This window comes from Streptomyces sp. NPDC057623, from assembly GCF_042800355.1.
Taxonomy (GTDB): Bacteria; Actinomycetota; Actinomycetes; order Streptomycetales; family Streptomycetaceae; genus Streptomyces.
The window spans coordinates 140,813-160,066 of record NZ_JBHVGZ010000004.1 but is presented as its reverse complement, the minus strand read 5'-3'; the positions used below and the strand labels follow the sequence as shown (position 1 = coordinate 160,066).

Genomic DNA, 19,254 nt, shown 5'->3' with positions numbered 1-19,254 from the left:
GTGAAGCGGGGTTGTGGCGGCGCCGACCGGCCACAACCCCGCTTCGCGCCACGTCAGACCAGTCCGGCCGACTTCAGCCAGGCCCTGGCCACGTCCAGCGGGTCCTTGTTCTCCAGCTGCACCTGGGAGTCCAGGTCGAGGAGCGTCTTGGTGTCCAGCTTGGCCGAGACCGCGTCGAGCGCGTCGACGCCCTCCTGGGAGAGACCGCTCTTGTAGACCAGCGGGGTCACGTTGGCGAAGCCGAAGAGGTTCTTCGGGTCCTTCAGGACGACGAAGCCCTCCTTGGTGATGGTCGGATCCGTGGTGAAGATGTCCGCGGCCTGCACGGTGTTCTTCGTCAGCGCCGCCTGGGTCAGCGGGCCGCCCGCGTCCAGCGCCTTGAAGGACTTGAACTTCAGCCCGTACTCGGACTCCAGGCCCTTCAGGCCCTGCTGGCGGGTCTGGAACTCGGGCGAGCCGCCGATCACCAGGTCCGGGGCGATGTCCTTGAGGTCCTCGAGGCTGGACTCGGCGGTCAGGCCGTGCTTCTTCGCCGTCTCGGCGTTGATGCTGACGGAGTCCTTGTTCTCGGCCGGCGAGGATGCCAGCAGCGTCAGCTTGGAGTCCAGCTCGCCCTTCACCGCGGTGTCCACGGCGTCGGCCGACTTCTGCTCCGCCTTGGGGTCGAGGTAGGCGAGCAGCGAGCCGTTGTACTCCGGCAGCACCGTGATGGAGCCGTTCTTCAGCAGGCCGTAGGTCGTCTCACGGCTGCCGATGTTGGGCTTGTAGGTGACCTCGACGCCCTTGGCCTTGAGGGCCTCGCCGTAGATGTCGGCGAGCAGGATGCTCTCGGCGAAGTTGTTCGAGCCGACGACGACGGTGTCGCCGCTCGGCTGGTCCTCGGCGAGAGGGTCGGACTTGTCGTCGGAGGAGGAACATCCCGCCAGCAGCGCGGCCGTGGCGGCGAGCGCGACGGCGGCCACGCCGGGATGGTTCCTGAGGGACCTGCTGCGTGCGGCGGTGAAAGTCACGATTCCCGTTCCGGATTCAGGGGGTTGGGAGAGCTCTTCCACTGATCCAATCCAGCGGGTTCTCGGTCAGTCAAGGGCGGTCAGGTCACCGATTGGACTCAAAAATCGGACGGTAACGGGCAGTTGCGCTCCGATGTGAAGGAGGGACGGTTGGGGTGCAGGGGGTCGTAATGGATTCTTGACGTACAGTTCCGGTCACGGAGACCCAGGGGCGGTACCGTCCCTCGCAGAAAGCCGTTTCATACTCGATCAACAACGGTCACGTGCGACCTTCGTGCGCCGTGCGACGCCCACGAAGGAGAAGGAGGCAGGGTGGCCACTCATGAGGTGGGCGCGCCCCGTCCGCGTCGTACAGGCGGCTTCGCCGACCGCTGGCCGTTCCGACGTAAGCTCAACCTCCTGGTCGGTGTGCCGCTGACCGTGGTGGTGGCCCTTCTCGCCTACCTCATCGCCGACCAGACCGCGCAGTCGCGCGACGCCGCCGACGCCGCCCGGCTGGTCCGGGAGAGCGTCGAGGTCGCGACCCTCGTCGACCGGCTGGCCGCCGAGCACCAGCAGGCGATCCTGCTCTCCGTGCGGCACGAGGCCGCCCGGGGCGGTGAGCCCTCGTCCGCCGTCTACCGCACGGCGCAGTCCAGCGTGAACGCCCAGGTCCAGCGGGTGCGCGACGCCTTCGGGGAACGGCTGCCGGAGACCGAGGCACAGGCCCTGCGCGGGATCGAGGGCCTGAGCAGCCTGCGTGACACCGTCGAGCAGGGCTACCTGCCCGCCAGCAACATCGACCCCGCCTACACGCACGCCGCGCAGGCGCTGATCGACGGCCTGGCCCTGGACCGCAACCCGGATCTCGCGACCGCCTTCACCGGCAACCTGCTCGACTCGCTGCTGCGCGCGGGCGCCGCCCACAGTGCCTTCGAGACCGGCGTCTTCTCCGCGTCGACCGGTGACTCCAACGCGCTCATCGAGTTCATCGGCGCGATCGGCGCCTACGACGAGTACACCCATCAGGCCGAACGCTTCGCCCGGTTCGCCACCGAGGCCCAGGCGGACACGCTCGAAGGGATCAGGTACACCCAGGCCCAGAGCACCATCAGCCGGCAGTACGCCGAGCTGCAGATCGACCCGGGCGCGGTGCAGGCCGGTTCGCCCGCCGAGATCCGCAAGTCGCTGGCGCAGGCGCTCGATTCCTACGGCGCCTACCGCGACCAGGCCAGGACCCGGCTGGCGATCACCACCTCGCTCATCGGGCAGATCGCCGACCAGGCGGAGAGCGCCTCGGACCAGGCGGCGTGGCGCGCGCTCCTGCTGCTGGGGATCGCCCTGTTCGGCTTCGCGGTCTGGCTGGTCCTCGCCATGCTGGTGCGCCGCTCGGTGGTCCGCCCCGTGCAGGCCCTCACGGGGGCCGCGCGGCAGGTCGCCGAGGTCGCCGAGCGCGAGCTGGCCCGGGTGGCCGACGACGACGCCGAGGACGACGGCCCGCCCCGGCTGGGCGCGGTGCCGGTCACCGCACGCGACGAGATCGGCGAACTCGCCGAGACGTTCAACCAGGTGCAGACGATGGCCGCCGCGCTGCTGGAGCGGCAGGTGCTCAGCCGGCGCAACACCGCCGAGATGTTCGGCAACGTGGGCCGCCGGGTCAGCAACCTGACCACCCGCCAGCTGTCCCTGATCGACGCGGTGGAGCGGGGCGAGACGGATCCCGCGCTCCTGGAACGTCTCTACTCCATCGACCACATCGCGGTCCGTCTGCGCCGCAACGCCGACAGCATGATGCTGCTCGCCGGCATCCACGAGACGGTCCTCGACTCCGGACCCAGCGCGCTCACCACCGTCGTACGCGCCGCGCTCGGCCAGATCGAGGGCTACCAGCGGGTGGAGCTGCGCGCGCGGACCGAGGCCATGGTGGAGCCGGAGGTCATCGGCGACCTGACGCTGATGGTGGCCGAACTCCTGGAGAACGCGGTGTCGTTCTCGCCGGAGGGCAGCCCCGTCGAGGTGACGGTGGCGATGTCCGGCAACGACGCGGTGATCGTCGTCTGCGACCACGGCCTGGGCATGACCCCCGAACGCCTCACCGAGGAGAACGCCCGGCTGATCCGCCGCGAACGACTCGACCTCGTACCGACGAAGGTGCTCGGCCTGTTCGTGGTCGGCGCCCTGGCGCGCCGCTGGGAGATCGCGGTCGAGCTGTCGCGTACGCCGGGCGGTGGTGTGACGGCCGAGGTGACGGTGCCGACCTCGCTGTTGGTGACGGGGAGCACGACGGGATCGACGGCTACGGCGGCCCTGGCGGCGGTCTCCACCGAAGCGGCGCCCGTCGCCGCGACGCCCGCGGCCCTCGCCGCCGGGCCCAGGCCCTCGGCCGCCGTGCCGGGGGATGCCGTACGGCCGGACAGCGATGCGCACGACGAGGCGGGCGGGGACGGCCCGCGGCCGCTGCCCCGCCGGGTCTCGCACCGTGGGCCGGCGGAACCGCCGTCCGGGAACGGTGACGGCGACGCGACACCCGTCGACCACGCCCGGGCCGACCACGAGCCGGAGCCGGCCGTCGCCACGGCCCGCCCCCTTCGCCGCCGCGTCCGCGGCGCGACCCTGCGTACGACCACCGAGGCCTCCGAGCGGCAGGCGGCGCTGCGGCAGGAGCCGCCGCGGACGCTCGACGCGGAGGCCGTGCGGGCCTCGCTCGACGAGTTCGAGGCCGCCGTGGAACGCGCGCGGCACGACATTCGGCACGGCGACACCGGAGAACACTCCGTCCTCGCCGCGCCCCTCGTCCCGACCCCCCATGTGCAAGACCAGAACGACCCCCCGGAAGGAGCGGAGCAGTGAGCACGTCGTCGACAGGTGGCACCCCGGTGGGAGGCCCCACACAGGCCGAACTACAGGCCGCCGCAGCCGACTTCACCTGGCTGCTGAATCGCTTCGCGAAGGAGACGGCCGGTGTCGTCGACGCCATCGCGGTCTCGTCCGACGGCCTGCTCATCGCGGTGTCGGAGCTGCGTGAGCACGCCGATTCGGAACGGCTCGCCGCGATCGTCTCCGGCATCACCAGCCTGGCCGCCGGTGCCTCCGGCAACTACGGCCTCGGCGGCCTCAACAAGGTCATCATCGATCTGGAGGGCGGCCACGTCCTGGTCTCCGCGATCGGCAGCGGCGCCGTCCTCGGCGTGGTCACCGACAAGGAGGCCAAGCTGGGCAACATCGCCTACGAGATGACCGTGTTCGCCAACCGTGCCGGGTCCGCGCTCAGTCCGCAGCTCGTGCTGGAGCTGAAGAACAGCGTCGGCACCGCGTCGGCCCGCTGACGCCGGGAAGGACGGACAACCCCATGGCGGACGGCACTTCGACGCCGGAGCCGGACGGGTCCGACCCGGGCGAGCCGGAGGAAGCCGGGTCCGGGTCCGCCCCCGAAGGGCGGCCGGAGCCAGTCGGACCCGCCTCCGCCGTGCGGCCGTTCCTGGTCACCGCCGGGCGGGTGGCGGCCGACACCGACGGCCGGTCGATGCCCGTCGAGACCCAGGTGGTGGCCACCACCGAGGGGATCGACTCGCTCGACCGGCTCGCCTTCGAGCAGCACGACATCGTGGCCGTCTGCCGGTTGCCGCAGTCCATCGCGGAGATCGCGGCCCGGCTGCGGCTGCACCTCAACGTGGTGCGCGTCCTCGCCGAGGATCTGCGCGCCGCGGGGCAGTTGACGGTGCACGTGCCCGACTCCGGCATCGTCCACGACGCATCCGTTCTGCGCAGGGTCATCGCCGGCCTGCGCGCCATCCCCGACTCACGAGGGGTCACTCCGTGACGACGACCGAACCGGCCTCCGTACGCCCACCGCTGCCGGTCAAGATGGTGATCGCGGGCGGCTTCGGCGTGGGCAAGACCACCGCCGTGGGCTCGATCTCCGAGATCGAGCCGCTGACCACCGAGGCCGCCATCACGGAGGTCGCGGCGGGCGTGGACGACCTCACGCACACCCCGCTCAAGACCACGACCACCGTGGCCATGGACTTCGGCTGCCTCACCATCGACCCCACCCTGAAGCTGTACCTGTTCGGCACGCCCGGCCAGGAGCGGTTCGGGTTCATGTGGGACGACATCGTCGAGGGCGCGGTCGGCGGGCTCGTCATCGTCGACACCCGGCGGTTCGACGACTGCTACGCCGCCGTCGACTACTTCGAGCACCGTGGCATCCCCTTCGCGGTGGCCGCCAACGCCTTCGACGGCAGGGTCGAGCACACCCTGGAGGAGATCCGCTGGGCCCTCGACGTCACCGACGGCGTCCCGGTCGTCGTCTTCGACGCCCGCGAGCGCACGTCCGTGCGGGACGCTCTGCTGGTCGTACTGGAACTGGCGTTGGCCCGCGCGGCGGGATGACAAGCGCTCCGCAGGAAGTGCCACGACTGGTAGTCGATCGGCTGCGGCGCCGTCGTGGCTGGTCGCGCCCACGCGGCGGAGCCGCACATCGATACAGGCCCGCGCCCCTTGACGGCGCTGCCGAACCGCCGCTGACTTCGCCAGGGCCGCTCAGCCCCGCCTGCGCACCCCCGGCGACACCGCGAGTCGTGACACCGCCCAGAACAGCCCCAGCGTCGCCAACGCCATGGCGGCGACCAGTGTCGCGCCGCCGACGACCTTCTCGTAGTTGCGCTGGTAGAGGCCGTCGATGATGTAGCGGCCGAGACCGCCGAAGCTGACGTACGCGGCGATGGTGGCCGTCGAGACGATCTGGATGGCCGCCGAGCGCAGGCCGCTGAGGATCAGCGGGAGCGCGACGGGCAGTTCGACCCGGAACAGGACCGCGGTCTCGGCCATGCCCATGCCGCGGGCGGCGTCCACCGGGGCGGGGTCGACCGAGCGCATCGCCTCGTAGGTGGTGACGAGGATGGGCGGGATGGCGAGCACGACCAGCGGGATCATGACGGGGGCCATGCCCAGGCCGAGCAGGATGAACATCAGCACCATCAGGCCGAAGCTGGGCAACGCCCGGGCGGAGGTGGCGATGAGGGCGAGCGCGTTGCCGCCGCGCCCGGTGTGGCCCGTGATCAGGCCGACGGGCAGTCCGACCGCGGCGGCGATGCCCAGGGCCATCAGCGTGTATTCGAGGTGCTCGCCGACGCGTGTCGGGATCCCGTCGTAGCCCTGCCAGTGGGCGTTGTCGCTGAAGAAGGAGTTGATGAAGTTCAGGACGTTCACCGGGCGGCCTCCTTCACGGCGAGGGTGCGTGCGTTCTTGCGGGTGGCGCGCGGCATCCAGGGCGTCAGCAGCACACGGAGGCCGATCAGCGCGGCGTCGACGAGGAGGGCGAGGACGGCCGTTCCCACCACGGAGAGCCAGATCAGACGGGGCTGGTTGTAGATCAGGCCGCTGTTGAGCAGGTTGCCCAGAGCGCCCTCGTTGCCGATCAGCATGCCGACGCTGACGAGGGAGATACTCGACACCGACGCCACCCGCAGCCCGGCGAGGATCGCCGGCGCGGCGATGGGCAACTGCACCTGGAGATAGCGTCGTACGGGCCCGAAGCCCATGGCGGTGGCGGCGGCGAGCGTCTCCTGCGGCACCGACCGCACCCCGTCCACGATCGCCGGGACCAGCACCACCAGGCTGTAGACGGCCAGCGGGATCATCACCGTGAGCTCGCTCAGGCCGGTGTAGTCGATGAGGATGACGAAGAAGGCGAGCGAGGGAATCGCGTACAGCACGGTCGTCACCCACAGCACGGGCGCGTACAGCCAGCGGACCCGCACGCACAGCTGGGCGACGGGCAGGGCCACGAGCAGCCCGGCGAGCACCGGGATCAGGGCCTCGCGCAGGTGCAGTGCGACCAGTCCGAGGTAGCTGTTCTGGAGGTCGCTGGGCAGATCGAAGAGTTCGCTCATGGCGCGACCTTCTCGGCCTTGCCGTCCCCGCCGCGCTCCGCGTCCCCACCGCGCTCCGCGTGCGCACCCCGGATGGCCTCGCCGATGACCTGCTGCGAGACGACCCCGGTGGCCCGGCCCTCGGCGTCCACGGCGACGGCCCACCCGGTGGGCGAGAGCACGGCACAGTCGAGGGCGGCCCGCAGGGAGTCGGTGCCGGTCACGAACGGGCGCCCGTACGACAGCAGTCGGCCGGTGGTGATCTCCCCGGCGGTGAGCTCCTGCGGCTCGCTCCAGCCCAGCGGCCTGCCGTCGGCATCGGTGACGAGGACGTACGGGGTGCCGGCCGCGCCGGCCGCGGTGATCCGCTCGGCGGTGGCGTCCACGGCGACGATCGGCTCGGTCAGCAGTTCCAGGCCGGCCGAGGGGAAGAAGGACAGCCGCCGGATGCCGCGGTCGGCGCCGAGGAAGTCCTCCACGAACGCGTCGGCGGGGTGGGACAGCAGCTCGGCGGGCGGGGCGAACTGGGCGAGCTTGCCGCCGGTGCGCATCACGGCGACCATGGTGCCGAGCTTGACGGCCTCGTCGATGTCATGGGTGACGAAGACGATGGTCTTGCCCAACTGCTCCTGGATACGCAGGAGTTCGTCCTGCAGCCCCTTGCGCACCACGGGGTCGACGGCCGAGAACGGCTCGTCCATCAGCAGCACCGGGGGATCCGCCGCGAGCGCCCGGGCCACACCGACGCGCTGCTGCTGACCGCCGGACAGCTGGTAGGGGTACCGCTTGGCGAGTGCCCCGTCGAGCCCGACCCGCTCCATCAGCTCCCGTGCCCGCGCCCGGGACTTCTCCTTGCCCCAGCCGAGCATGCGGGGCACGGTGGCGATGTTGTCGAGGATCGTGCGGTGCTGGAAGAGACCGGCGTTCTGGATGACGTATCCCATGGACCGGCGCAGGGTGTTGACCGGCTGCTGCCGGCTGTCCACGCCGTCGATGAGGATGGTGCCCTCGCTGGGCTCGACCATCCGGTTGATCATCCGCAGCGTCGTCGTCTTCCCGCAGCCCGACGGCCCCACGAGAACGGTGATCGAGCGGTCGGGTATCTCCAGCGACAGCCGGTCGACCGCCACCGTGCCGTCCGCGTACCGCTTGGTGACTGAATCTATCCGTATCAAAACGCCGAATGCCCTTCGGGTTTGGCTGATTTTGCCCGCTTTCGACCACGGGCGTCGGGCCGTTGAGAGTCTAGACGTGTCGTGTTGCGGGATTGTGTTGCGGGTTTACGGCCCTGCCCGGCTCCGCCCCGCTGTGACCTACCTGTGAGTCCGCTGATTCTCAGACTTCCCTCAGCACGGGCTCAGAGATCCCCCAGAAGCAGCCCCGATGGTCACTGCCATGACGACTCTCGCACCGCCCTCCGCACCCGTCCGGAACGCCGGCCCCCGCCGGTTGTTCACCGGTCCGCCGCAGGACCCCCGTTGGGCCCGCCCCGCGTTCTGGGCGGTCCTGGTCCTGGCCGCGGCTCTGTACGCGTGGAACCTGTCCTCCGTCACCGGCAACACCTTCTACAACGCGGCCGTCTACAGCGGCACACAGAGCTGGAAGGCGTTCTTCTTCGGCGCGCTGGACGCCGGCAGCTTCATCACGGTCGACAAACCGCCGTTCGCGCTGTGGGTGATGGGCCTGTCGGCCCGTGTGTTCGGCTACGGCACCTGGCAGTTGCTGCTGCCGATGGCCGCCGTGGGCGTCGGCTCGGTGGCGCTGCTGTACCGGATGGTCAAGCGGGACTTCGGGGTGGTCGCGGCGACGATCGCGGCGCTGGCCCTGACCCTCACACCGATCACCGTCGCCATCACCCGCGACACCAACCCCGACCCGGTCCTGGTCTTCCTGATGCTGCTCGGCGCCGCCGCGCTGATGAAGGCCGTGCGCACCGGGCGGCTGATGCCGCTGGTGTGGTCGGGCGTGGCGATCGGCTTCGCGTTCAACACCAAGATGATGCAGGCGTACGTCGTCCTGCCCGCGTTCTTCCTGGTGTACCTGTGGGCCGCCCACGCCTCCCTGGGCCGGCGGATCCGCAATCTCGCCGTCGGCACGGTCGCGCTGGTGGTGAGCAGCGCCTGGTGGATGGTGGTCGTCGATCTGGTCCCGGCGTCCCAGCGGCCGTACATCGGCGGGTCCACGGACAACACCGTCTGGGATCTCGTCATCGGCTACAACGGCTTCGGCCGGATCTTCGGGGCGAGTTCGTCGGTGGGCTCGCAGGGCAACGGCGCGAGCTTCGGCGGCGAGGCCGGGCTGTACCGGATGTTCAACGAGATCATGGGCGGCCAGATCTCCTGGCTGATCCCGTTCGCGCTCGTGGCCCTCGTCGGCGGTCTGGCGCTGCGCGGGCGGGCCCCGCGAACCGACGCCCAGCGGGCGGCGCTCGTGCTGTGGGGCGGCTGGTTCGTCCTGCACTACCTGACCTTCGCCCTCGCCGAAGGCACCTTCCACCCGTACTACGTCACCGCCATGGCGCCCGGTGTCGCGGCGCTGGCCGGCATCGGCGGTGTGATGCTTGAGTGGGGGAGGGGCTGGGTGCTGCCGGGTGCGGTCGCTGCGAGCGCCGCGTGGGCGGTCGTGCTGCTGGAGCGGGTCTCCGGTTCGGGGACGCTGTACACCGTCGCCGAGGTCGTGGTCGGGGTCGCGGGCGCGGTCGCGGTGGTCGGGCTGGTGGCCGGGCGGTTCCTGAAGCGGCGGCGGCTGATCGGGGTCGCGGCGCTGGCGGCGGCCGTGGCACTGCTGGCCGGCCCCGCCGCGTACTCGGTGTCGGCGGCGACGACCGCGAGCACCAACGGCACGAACCCGACGGCAGGGCCCAGCACCGGGGGCGGTATGGGCGGGGGCGGGGCCATGGGCGGCGGCCAGCGGCCGGGCGGCGGCACCTCCAGCGGTGGCGCGGCCAAGACAGCTGGCTCGGCCAAGACAGGTGCCGGTGGTCAGATGGGCGGCGGCACCCAGGTCACCTCCGAGATGATCACGTACCTGAAGAAGAACCAGGACGGCGCCACCTGGCTGGTCGCGGTGGCCACCGACCAGACCGCCTCCTCGATCATCCTGGAGTCCGGTGAGCCGGTGATCTCCATGGGCGGCTGGTCCGGCACCGACGAGGCCATGACGCTCGCCAAGCTCAAGGCCCTCGTCAAGTCCGGCGAGCTGCACTACCTCGTCATCAGCGGCGACGGCGGTCAGAGCACCAACACCGAGATCGCCACGTGGGTCAAGAAGAACGGCACGGCGGTGAGCGACTACAGCGGCCTGTACCGCCTGGACGCCTCCGACGTCGGCTGACGGCCGGCGGCTGCGCGGGCCGGCGGGGGAAGCCCCCTCACCGGCCCGCGTCGGCCGACCGCGTGCTGTCCACGGCCAACGGGATCGTCACCGTGAACACCGTCGCCCCCGGCTCGCTGGTCAGGTCGATGCGGCCGCCGTGGGCCGCGACCAGTGACTGGGCGACCGCCAGCCCCAGCCCGCTGCCGCCCCGGTCGCGGCTGCGGGCCTTGTCGACGCGGTAGAAGCGGTCGAAGACACGCTCCCGGTCGGCGGGCGGGATGCCGGGGCCGGCGTCGGCGATGCGGGCCTGGGCCGCGCCGTTCGCGACCGACACCGCCACGGACACCTCGGTCCCGGCGGGGGTGTGCACCGCCGCGTTGGTGAGGAGGTTGTCCAGGACCTGGCGGATGCGCTGGGGGTCGAGGCGCAGCTTCAGGGATCCGGGTCCGGGCGCCACCGTCAGCGGGTGGTCGGCGTGGGTGACCCGGAACGCGTCCGCCGCCAGCTCGACCAGTTCCACCAGGTCCGCCTCCTGGAGGCGCAGCGGCGTCTCCACCTCCGCGGCGTCCAGGCGGGCGAGCAGCAGCAGGTCGTCGAGGAGGAAGCCCATGCGGGCGGCCTCGGCGCGCAGCCGGGCCAGGTGCCTGTCCCGCTCCTCGGGGGCGTTGGCGGCGGCGTACTGGAAGAGGTCGGCGTAGCCCCGTACCGACATCAGGGGCGTACGGAGCTCGTGCGAGGCGTCCGCCACGAAGCGGCGCAGGCGCTGTTCGGCCTCCGCGCGCACCGCGAGGGAGTCGTCGATGTGCTCCAGCATCGTGTTGAACGCGGTGCGCAGCTCCTCGACCTCGGGGCCGCCGCTGCGCCCGTCGTGCCGCACCGGCAGCCGTGCCGAGTCCGTCAGGTCGTGCGAGGTGATGCCGCGGGCCGTGTGCGCCATGTCGCTCAGCGGCTTCAGGCCCCGACGCAGCATCCCCCGCCCGAAGACGACGAGGGCCAGCAGCGCGAGCCCGAAGGTGACCACCTGGATCGTGATCAGCTGGCCCACGGTGTCCTCGATGTCCTCCATGGGCGCGGCGCTGACCAGCACCACTCCGGGCTCGACCTCGCAGGCGCGCAGCCGGTACTCGCCCTTGCCCCGGAGGTGCTCGGTGCGCAGGATCTCCTGGTGCGCGGTGTTCTGCGCCTGGGCCAGGGACGCGAAGTCGTCGACGTCCTCCGGCAGGTCCGCGGGGTCCTCGGGGCGGCGCAGCTCCGGAGTGCCGTCCGCCACGTCGTACACGGCGTAGTACCAGCTGTAGTACTTCTTCCCGGACAGCGTGCCGTAGTCCGCGATGCTCTTGGACTGGGCGACCTGGCCCTGCGCCAGCTGGGTGTCGAGCTGGGCCGACAGGTAGTCGCGCATGTACGTCGTCAGCGCGGTGCCCACGACGGCGAACACCCCGAGCGACAGCACCGCGAGGCCCAGCGCCAGCCGGGTCCCGAGCCGCATCCCCCGGTACGTCCGCCGCAGCCGCCCGATCACTCGGCCGCCTGCCGGATCACGTAGCCGAAGCCCCGGACGGTGTGGATCAGCGGGGTGCCGGTGTCCTCCAGCTTGCGGCGCAGCCGGCTGACGACCAGCTCGACGACGTTGGAGCGGCCGCCGAAGCCGTACTCCCACACATGGTCGAGGATCTGCGCCTTGGTCAGCACGGTCGGCGACTTGCGCATCAGATAGCGCAGCACCTCGTACTCGGTCGGGGTGAGCGTGAGCAGCTTGTCGCCGCGGCGCACCTCGCGGGTGTCCTCGTCCATCATCAGGTCGGCCACCCGAAGGACGGAACGCTGGAAGCCGGGCCCGGCGCTGCGCCGCAGCACGGTCCGCAGCCGGGCCATCAGTTCCTCCACCGCGAACGGTTTGACCAGGTAGTCGTCGCCGCCGCGGGTCAGCCCGGCCACCCGGTCGGCGACCCCGTCGCGGGCGGTGAGGAACACCACGGGCACCATCGTCCCGGCGCCGCGCAGCCGGTCCAGGACGCCGAATCCGTCCAGGTCGGGCAGCATCAGGTCCAGCACCACGATGTCCGGATGGAACTCGGCGGCCAGCCGCAGCGCCTCCTCGCCGGAGTTCGCGGTGATCGCCTGCCAGCCCTCGTAGCGGGCGACCGTCGCGACGAGGTCGGCGATGGGCGGGTCGTCGTCCACGACCAGAAGGCGTACTTTCTCCACCCGTTCATACTGCGGCACCGGGCGCCCTTCCCCGGGTGCGGTTCGGGTACCGCGGCCACATCGATAGACACTTGAAAGATGTACGACAGCTTTTCGACAGCTGCGGCCGGACAAGCTCGGTATCCACAGACGAGATCAAGGAGCTGTCGCCCGTGACGACCGTCCAATCGCCCCCTGCGCCCCCCACGGCGATACGCCCCAGGGTGGTCGCCCGCACGGGCCTGTACGCCCTGCTGGCCGCGAACGTGGCCGTGGTGCTCTACTTCTTCTTCGCCGCCGGTTTCGCCTCGAACACCCTCATCGTGCTCGGCCGCCTCACCGGCCTGTTCGGCGCGCTTCTCATGGCCTTCCAGCTGCTGCTGGTGGCCCGGCTGCCCTGGCTCGACCGCCGGATCGGCATGGACCGGCTGACCTCCTGGCACCGCTGGACCGGCTTCAGCGTCCTGTGGGCCCTCCTCGCGCACGCCGTGTTCATCACCTTCGGCTACGCCGAGTCGTCCTCCCTGGACCCGGTCAACCAGCTGATCGACCTCGCGGAGACGGTCGAGGGCGTGCTGCGCGCCGTCGTCGCGCTGGGGATCATCATCGTGATCGGCGTGGTGTCGGCCCGCTTCGCGCGCCGCAGGCTGGCGTACGAGACGTGGCACTTCATCCACCTGTACACCTACGTCGCGGTGGTCCTGGCGTTCACGCACCAGGTCGCCGTCGGTACGTCCTTCACCTCCTCCTCCGCCGCCACGGCGTACTGGTACGGCGTGTGGGGCGTCGCCCTCGCCGCGGTGTTCACCGGCCGGCTGGTCCTGCCGCTGTGGCGGAACTGGCGCCACCAGCTGCGCGTCTCCGCCGTCGTCGCCGAGTCCGACAACGTCGTCTCCGTCTACGTCACCGGCCGCGACCTGGACAGGCTGCCCGCGCGGGCCGGTCAGTTCTTCCTGTGGCGGTTCCTGACGAAGGACCGCTGGTGGCAGGCCAACCCGTTCTCCCTGTCGGCCGCGCCCGACGGCAACCAGCTGCGGCTCACCGCCAAGGCGGCCGGTGCCGGTTCTGCGGGCCTGCGGCACATCAAGGTCGGCACGCGCGTCTTCGCCGAGGGCCCCTACGGCGCCTTCACCACGATGCACCGCACCCGGCCGGAGGCCGTGCTCATCGCGGGCGGCGTCGGTGTCACCCCGATCCGGGCGCTGCTGGAGGAGCTGCACGGCCACGCGGTCGTGATCTACCGGGTGGCCACGGACCGGGACGCCGTCCTGTACGGCGAGCTGGCCGAGCTCGCCCACGCCAAGGGCGCCGAGCTGCACCTGGTGACCGGCCCGCCCGTCCCCGACCGGCTGGCCCCGGCGGAGCTGACGCGGCTGGTCCCGGACATCACCGACCGGGACGTCTTCCTGTGCGGCCCGCCGCCCATGATGAACGCGTTGATCGGCAGCCTGCGCGAGCTGGGCGTGCCCAGGCAGCAGGTCCACTTCGAGCGTTTCAGCCTGGCCGGCTGAGCAGGACGGGAAAGACAACGTGAAGCGAGCAATACCTGTCCTGGTCCTGAGCGCCGTGGGCCTGATCCCGGTGTGGCGCTACGAGCCGTCGCTCGGCACCGCCACGGAGGCCGCCACCCCGGCCTCGACGCCCTCGGCGTCCTCCTCCGCCGCGTCGGGTTCGGGTTCCGGCAGTACGGTCGTCAAGGGCTCGACCGTGCAGACCGAGAAGGGTCCCGTGCAGGTCGAGGTGACCTTCGAGGGATCGAAGATCACGGCTGTGAAGATGCTCCAGCAGCCGAACCACCCGCAGACCACGGCCGCCGTACCGAAGCTGATCGCCGAGACGCTGGAAGCACAGAGCACGGACATCGACACCGTGTCCGGCGCCACGATCACCAGCGACGGCTACAAGGAGTCGCTGCAGGCCGCCATCGACGCCAAGGGCGCCTGACGTGCACCGCGTCGAGCATGTGATGGGGTTCCCGGTCTCGCTGCGGGTCGACGACGAGCACCTCGGCGAACAGACGGCCGACGCCGTGTTCGCGTGGCTGCGTGAGGTCGACGCCCGGTTCAGCCCGTTCAGGGCCGACAGCGAGGTGTGCCGGCTGGACCGGGGCGAGATCGCGCGGAACGAGGTCGGCGCGGACCTCGCCGAAGTCCTCGGCCTGTGCGAGGAGTACCGGGTCGCCACCGGCGGCGCCTTCGACGTACGGCTCCCCGGGCGCGGGCTCGATCCGTGCGCGGTGGTGAAGGGCTGGTCCGTGCAGCGGGCGGCCGAGCTGCTGAAGGCCGCGGGAGCGAGGCGCTTCGTGCTGAACGCCGGTGGTGACGTGGTCGCCGCCGGCGGGCCCTGGCGGGTGGGGATACGCCACCCGGAACAGGCCGACAAGGTGTGCGTGGTGGCCGAGCTCACCGACGGGGCGGTCGCCACGTCCGCGCGCTACGAGCGCGGCGACCACATCATCGACGGCCGGACGGGGCGGCCGGCGACGGGGCTGCTCTCGTTGAGTGTGGTGGCGTCCTCCCTGACCGTGGCGGACACCGTGGCGACGGCCGCGTTCGCGATGGGCGCGGAGGGCGTCGCGTGGGCCGCCTCGCGGCCGGGCTGCGCGGTGTTCGCCGTGGACGCGGAGCGGCGCGTGTTCCGTACGGAGGGCTTCCCGGTGGCGTCCGCGCAGGCGCGGGCGGCGTGACCGGGTAGGTCGTCGTACCCCGGCTCACCGCGTGTCGGCGACCCAGAGACGCCAGAATAAGGTTAGGCTTACCTAAGTCGAACGCCTCAGGCTTCTCGAAGGGTCTCCATGTCTGCTGCCCCCTGCCCTGAGCCGACGCCCGCCGAGCGTGCCCGCTCGGTGCTGGCGGCGGCCGGCTCGCTCACCGTCACCACCCAGGGCCACCGCGTCGAGCTGATCGGCCTGCACACCGTCGACGCCGCGGCACGGCTGCTCCTGCACAACCCGCCGGACAGCCATCTGGCCGCCGAGCTGGCCGTGGCACCGAAGGGCGATCTCGCCACCCTCGTGGAGTTCACCGACGTCGCCGCCGTCGCCGTGCGCGAGCGCGTGCGCTCCCGGCTGACGCTGGGCGGCTGGCTCAGCGCGCTCGGGCCGAAGAACCTGGTGTTCCATCCGGCCCGGGCCGTGCTCACCGAGGACGCCGGGACGACCGTCATCGGCCTCGACGAACTGACCCTCGCCTCCCCGGACCCGCTGGCCCGGCACGAGGCGGAGATGCTGGCCCGGCTGGACGCGGCCCACGCCCACACCGTGGCCCCGCTCGCCCGGCTGCTCCCGGCCCGGGAACAGCTCGGCGCGACTGCCGTACGGCCGCTGCGGCTCGACCGGCACGGCCTGGTCCTCCGGCTGGAGACGCCGGGCTCCCATCACGACGTCCGGCTGTCCTTCGCCACCTCGGCCACCCACCCGGGAGAGGCGGTGCGTCAGATCCACGCCCTGCTCGCCGAGGCCACCGCCCGCCCGCGCGGCCGTCACCTGCCGACCAGGTCGTAGGGCGCCCCAAAACCGCCGACCTCCGGGCCACTCGCGGAGGCCTTCCCGTCTCCTCCGCGAAGGCGCCCGGAGGTCGGCTCTCACCCTCGGGTCCCCGTCTCCAGACGCTCGGTGGTCCGCATGAGGGAGACCGTGAACGGGTGCTGGGGCTCCGTCAGGACCTGCTGCCCCGGCCCTTGTTCGACCAGCTCACCCGCGTCCAGTACGGCGATGCGGTGCGCCAGGCGTGCGGTGTCGAGGTCGTGGGTGATGAGGACGAGGGACAGGTCGTCGCCCTCCCCGACCAGACCCGCGAGGACGTCGAGCAGGGCCCGCCGGGAGACCGTGTCCAGGCCGGACGTGACCTCGTCGCAGATCAGCACCCGGGGACGGGCGAGCAGGGCCCGGGCGAGGGAGGCGCGCTGGAGTTCGCCGCCGGAGAGTTCGCCGGGGCGGCGGTGGGCCAGGTCCGCCGCCAGGCCGAGTCGGTGCAGGGTGGTCAACGCCTCGCCCGTGGCCGCCCGTTCGTCCACGCCGCGCAGCCGCACCGCCGTACGGGCCACCTGGGTCAGCACGGGCCGGTGCTCGTCGAAGGCGGCTCGGGCGTCCTGGAAGACGTACTGCACGGCGGCGAGTCGGGCCCGGTCGCGGTGGCGCAGGCTGCGCGGGAGCGGTGCTCCGTCGAGCAGGATCTCCCCGTCGTGGTCCCGGTGCAGGCCCGCGAGGCAGCGGGCGAGCGTGGTCTTGCCGCTGCCGGAACGGCCGACCACGGCGAGGGACTCGCCCCGGTGGAGGGTGAGGTGCGGGGCGCGCAGGACGACGGTCCCGCCGTCGTGCACGGCGGTCAGGTCACGTACCTCCAGCACGGGTCGCCCCGTGCCGTCGCTCGCCCCTGCCCGCCCTGCCGCGCGCTGTTCGTCGAGCAGCCGACGGGTCCACTCGTGCCGGGGCGCCGTCCACAGCCGCTCCACGGGGCCGGACTCGACGACCCGGCCCGCGCGCATGACGAGGACCTCGTCGGCGAGGGCGCGGACCACGTCGAGGTCGTGGCTGAGCAGGACGACCGCGATGCCGCGAGCCGCCACGGCGGCCAGCTGCTCGACGATACGGCTCTTGGTCAACGCGTCCTGCCCGGTGGTGGGTTCGTCGGCGACGATGACGCGGGCGCCGAGCAGCAGGGCCTGGGCGAGGACGACGCGCTGCTGCTGACCGCCGGAGAGCTGGTGCGGATGGCGTCTCAACAGAGCTTCGCCGTCCGCGAGTTGGGCTTCGGACAGGGCCCGAAGGACCAGTGCGCGGGCGGCCGCACGGCGTTCGGCGCGGCGCAGGTGGCGGACCTGGGGGCGGGCGATGTCGTCGAGGAGGGCGCCGACCCGGCGGGCCGGGTTGAGGACGGCCGCCGGGTGCTGCGGCACATAGCCCACCGGGCCGTCTCCCGGCCGCCGTACCTCGCCCGTGACCCGGGCGCCGGGCGGGTACTCCCCCAGCAGCGCCAGGCCGGTCGTGGTCTTGCCGCTGCCCGAGGCGCCGACCAGCGCGGTCACCCTGCCGGGCGGCACCCGCACACTCACGCCGTCGACGATCGCACGGCCGTCGATCTCGACGCGCAGGTCGCGGATCTCGGCGACCGCCGCATCCGTCGCTCGGTTCACCGGCGTCGTCCCTTCTTCTCCAGCGCTGCGTCGAAGAGCAGGTTGGTGCCCATCGTCAGCGCCACGATCAGCAGCGCGGGCACCACCACGGCCCAGGGCTGCACCAGCAGTCCGGTGCGGTTGCGGTCGACCATGACCGCCCAGTCGGCGGCGTCCGGTGCGACGCCGACGCCGAGGAACGCGGCCGTCGACACCAGGTACAGCACGCCGGTCAGCCGGATCCCGGCATCGGCGGCGAGGGTGCGCAGCGCGGACCGGCCGACGTACCCGACGGCGATCCGCCACCAGGTCTCCCCCTGCATCCGCAGCGCCTCGACGGCCGGGCGCGCGGCGGCCTCCCCCGCCGCCGCCCGCACGATCCGGGCCGCGTCGGGCACGTTCACCAGCGCCACGAGCAGCGCCAGCCCGACGGCTCCCGGCGACAGCACCGAGGCCACGAGCAGGATCAGCAGCAGCGACGGCACGGCGAGCAGCACGTCCAGCGGCCGCATCAGCAGTTCCTCCAGCCCGCGCAGCCGGGTGAGGGCGCTGACCAGCGCGACCGGGACGGCGACGAGATACGCGAGCGCGGTCGCCGCCAGGGCGGTGAGGACGACCGTACGGCCGCCCAGCAGGACCTGCCGCGCGACGTCACGGCCGACGAAGTCGGTGCCGAGCCAGTGGCCGCCGCCGAGGGTGAAGGAGGTGGCGCGCGGGCCCGGGTCCCCCACGAACAGCGGTCCGAGGAGGGCTAGCACGAGGGGCACGGCGACGACCGCGACACCGAGCCCGAATCGGCGGTACGTCGTCATGCGGCCACCCCCGCACGGGGAGTGAGCCGGTGGGCCACCAGGTCGGCGCCGAGGTTGAGCACGACCGTCAGCACCCCGAACACCACGGCCAGCCCCTGCACCACCGGTACGTCGCGTTCGGCCACGGCGTTGAGGAGGACCGTGCCCAGGCCCGGGATCACGAAGAGGGCCTCGACCACGATCACCCCGCACAGCAACCAGTCGACGGTGCGGGCGAGTTGCTGCGCGGCCGGAGCGAGGGCGTTGGGCAGGGCGTGGGCGTAGCGCACACGGGCGCCGGGGACGCCGTAGCGGCGGGCGTGGGCGGCGTAGGGGGAGGCGAGCGCGTCGACCATGCCGGCCCGGACCAGGCGGGACAGGGAGCACACCGGGCGGGACAGCAGGACCAGCACCGGCAGCACCAGCGCCGCCGGATGGCCGAGCAGGTCGGTGCCGTAGCCGACCGCCGTCGGCGGCAGCCAGGCCAGCTTCAGGGCGAGGACCGTCACCAGCAGCACCCCGAGGGCGAACTCGGGGACGGCGTACACGGCCAGCGTCACCGAGCTGACCAGCCGGTCGACGAGCCGTCCCTCATGGCGGGCGGCGAGCACACCGAGGCCGAAGCCGAGCGGGATCAGCAGGGCGAGGGTGAGCGCGGCCAGGAGCAGGGTCGGGCCGAAGCCGTCGGCGATGTACTGGGTGACCGGGCGGCCGGAGGCCAGCGACGTGCCGAAGTCGCCGTGCAGCAGGCCCGTCGCCCAGTCGGCCAGCCGCTCGTACGCCGGCCGGTCCAGGGCCATCGCCTCGCGGATCGCGGCGATGCGGGCGGGGTCCGGCTGGTCGCCCGCGAGAGCCACGGCCGCGTCGCCCGGCAGCGCCTCGGTGAGCGCGAAGACCAGGAGCACGACGGCTACGGTCTGCGCGACGCCGAGGATCAGTCGCCGGGCGACGAAAGAGCTACTCGCAGTGCCGCGACCGGCCGTCATG

Annotated in this window: 17 protein-coding genes and 1 pseudogene; 9 read left to right on the top strand and 9 right to left on the bottom strand. The window is 72.1% G+C overall.

The features are described 5' to 3' along the window. Positions 1-53: 53 nt before the first annotated feature. A complete protein-coding gene (locus ACFU95_RS06440) occupies positions 54-1,010 on the bottom strand; it encodes an ABC transporter substrate-binding protein (RefSeq protein ID WP_383822582.1) in 957 nt (318 codons plus the stop codon). Between the two features lie 312 nt (positions 1,011-1,322). On the opposite strand from ACFU95_RS06440, the gene ACFU95_RS06435 reads away from it, so the two are divergent. From ACFU95_RS06435 to ACFU95_RS06420, 4 genes and pseudogenes are all read left to right on the top strand, one after another. Then, entirely contained in the window at positions 1,323-3,839 is a 2,517-nt protein-coding gene (locus tag ACFU95_RS06435; RefSeq protein ID WP_383822579.1) for an ATP-binding protein, read from the top strand. Continuing rightward, complete coding sequence (locus tag ACFU95_RS06430) at positions 3,836-4,315, top strand: roadblock/LC7 domain-containing protein (RefSeq protein ID WP_383822577.1); 480 nt, start codon at positions 3,836-3,838, stop codon at positions 4,313-4,315. Before ACFU95_RS06435 ends, ACFU95_RS06430 begins: the two co-directional genes overlap by 4 nt. Before the next feature lie 23 nt (positions 4,316-4,338). Further along, positions 4,339-4,816: pseudogene (locus ACFU95_RS06425) on the top strand (DUF742 domain-containing protein); the annotation flags it as partial. A 37-nt stretch (positions 4,817-4,853) separates the two neighbouring features. Further along, the gene (locus ACFU95_RS06420) at positions 4,854-5,381 is read left to right on the top strand and encodes an ATP/GTP-binding protein (protein WP_383822943.1); all 528 of its coding nucleotides are present in this window, start codon (positions 4,854-4,856) and stop codon (positions 5,379-5,381) included. 150 nt (positions 5,382-5,531) lie between these two features. Here ACFU95_RS06420 and ACFU95_RS06415 read toward each other — a convergent pair whose 3' ends face one another. From ACFU95_RS06415 to ACFU95_RS06405, 3 genes are read right to left on the bottom strand one after another with little or no spacing between them, the layout of a single operon-like run. After that, positions 5,532-6,200, bottom strand: coding sequence for an ABC transporter permease (locus tag ACFU95_RS06415; protein ID WP_383822574.1), 669 nt, complete (start codon positions 6,198-6,200; stop codon positions 5,532-5,534). Continuing rightward, on the bottom strand, positions 6,197-6,883 hold the full coding sequence (locus tag ACFU95_RS06410; protein ID WP_383822571.1) for an ABC transporter permease: 687 nt from the start codon (positions 6,881-6,883) through the stop codon (positions 6,197-6,199). Before ACFU95_RS06410 ends, ACFU95_RS06415 begins: the two co-directional genes overlap by 4 nt. Beyond that, positions 6,880-8,037: an ABC transporter ATP-binding protein gene (locus ACFU95_RS06405; protein ID WP_383822568.1), complete on the bottom strand. Its 1,158-nt coding sequence runs from the start codon at positions 8,035-8,037 to the stop codon at positions 6,880-6,882. Before ACFU95_RS06405 ends, ACFU95_RS06410 begins: the two co-directional genes overlap by 4 nt. Before the next feature lie 220 nt (positions 8,038-8,257). Here ACFU95_RS06405 and ACFU95_RS06400 point away from each other — a divergent pair, with 220 nt between their 5' ends. Then, positions 8,258-10,195, top strand: a complete 1,938-nt coding sequence (locus ACFU95_RS06400) for an ArnT family glycosyltransferase (RefSeq protein ID WP_383822565.1) — start codon at positions 8,258-8,260, stop codon at positions 10,193-10,195. Between the two features lie 37 nt (positions 10,196-10,232). Here the strand turns inward: ACFU95_RS06400 and ACFU95_RS06395 are convergent, their stop codons facing one another. Both ACFU95_RS06395 and ACFU95_RS06390 read right to left on the bottom strand, forming a co-directional pair. Continuing rightward, positions 10,233-11,699 carry a sensor histidine kinase gene (locus ACFU95_RS06395; protein WP_383822562.1) on the bottom strand — a complete coding sequence of 489 codons (1,467 nt, stop codon included), beginning with the start codon at positions 11,697-11,699 and terminating at the stop codon, positions 10,233-10,235. Then, positions 11,696-12,385, bottom strand: coding sequence for a response regulator transcription factor (locus ACFU95_RS06390; protein ID WP_383822560.1), 690 nt, complete (start codon positions 12,383-12,385; stop codon positions 11,696-11,698). Before ACFU95_RS06390 ends, ACFU95_RS06395 begins: the two co-directional genes overlap by 4 nt. A gap of 152 nt (positions 12,386-12,537) precedes the next feature. Between ACFU95_RS06390 and ACFU95_RS06385 the strand changes: the two genes are divergently transcribed. From ACFU95_RS06385 to ACFU95_RS06370, 4 genes are all read left to right on the top strand, one after another. Further along, the gene (locus ACFU95_RS06385) at positions 12,538-13,875 is read left to right on the top strand and encodes a ferric reductase-like transmembrane domain-containing protein (RefSeq protein WP_383822558.1); all 1,338 of its coding nucleotides are present in this window, start codon (positions 12,538-12,540) and stop codon (positions 13,873-13,875) included. Positions 13,876-13,894: 19 nt separating this feature from the next. Continuing rightward, positions 13,895-14,308, top strand: a complete 414-nt coding sequence (locus tag ACFU95_RS06380; protein ID WP_383822554.1) for an FMN-binding protein — start codon at positions 13,895-13,897, stop codon at positions 14,306-14,308. A 22-nt stretch (positions 14,309-14,330) separates the two neighbouring features. Next, positions 14,331-15,050: an FAD:protein FMN transferase gene (locus tag ACFU95_RS06375; protein WP_383822940.1), complete on the top strand. Its 720-nt coding sequence runs from the start codon at positions 14,331-14,333 to the stop codon at positions 15,048-15,050. A 108-nt stretch (positions 15,051-15,158) separates the two neighbouring features. Next, positions 15,159-15,866: a DUF2470 domain-containing protein gene (locus tag ACFU95_RS06370; RefSeq protein WP_383822551.1), complete on the top strand. Its 708-nt coding sequence runs from the start codon at positions 15,159-15,161 to the stop codon at positions 15,864-15,866. An 80-nt stretch (positions 15,867-15,946) separates the two neighbouring features. Here ACFU95_RS06370 and ACFU95_RS06365 read toward each other — a convergent pair whose 3' ends face one another. The 3 genes from ACFU95_RS06365 to ACFU95_RS06355 are packed head-to-tail and all read right to left on the bottom strand — an operon-like array spanning position 15,947 to position 19,253. Continuing rightward, complete coding sequence (locus tag ACFU95_RS06365) at positions 15,947-17,497, bottom strand: ABC transporter ATP-binding protein (RefSeq protein ID WP_383822548.1); 1,551 nt, start codon at positions 17,495-17,497, stop codon at positions 15,947-15,949. Then, complete coding sequence (locus ACFU95_RS06360) at positions 17,494-18,288, bottom strand: ABC transporter permease (protein ID WP_383822546.1); 795 nt, start codon at positions 18,286-18,288, stop codon at positions 17,494-17,496. Before ACFU95_RS06360 ends, ACFU95_RS06365 begins: the two co-directional genes overlap by 4 nt. Next, entirely contained in the window at positions 18,285-19,253 is a 969-nt protein-coding gene (locus tag ACFU95_RS06355; protein WP_383822937.1) for an ABC transporter permease, read from the bottom strand. The genes ACFU95_RS06360 and ACFU95_RS06355 overlap by 4 nt, the downstream gene beginning before the upstream one ends. Between the last annotated feature and the right edge of the window lies 1 nt (position 19,254).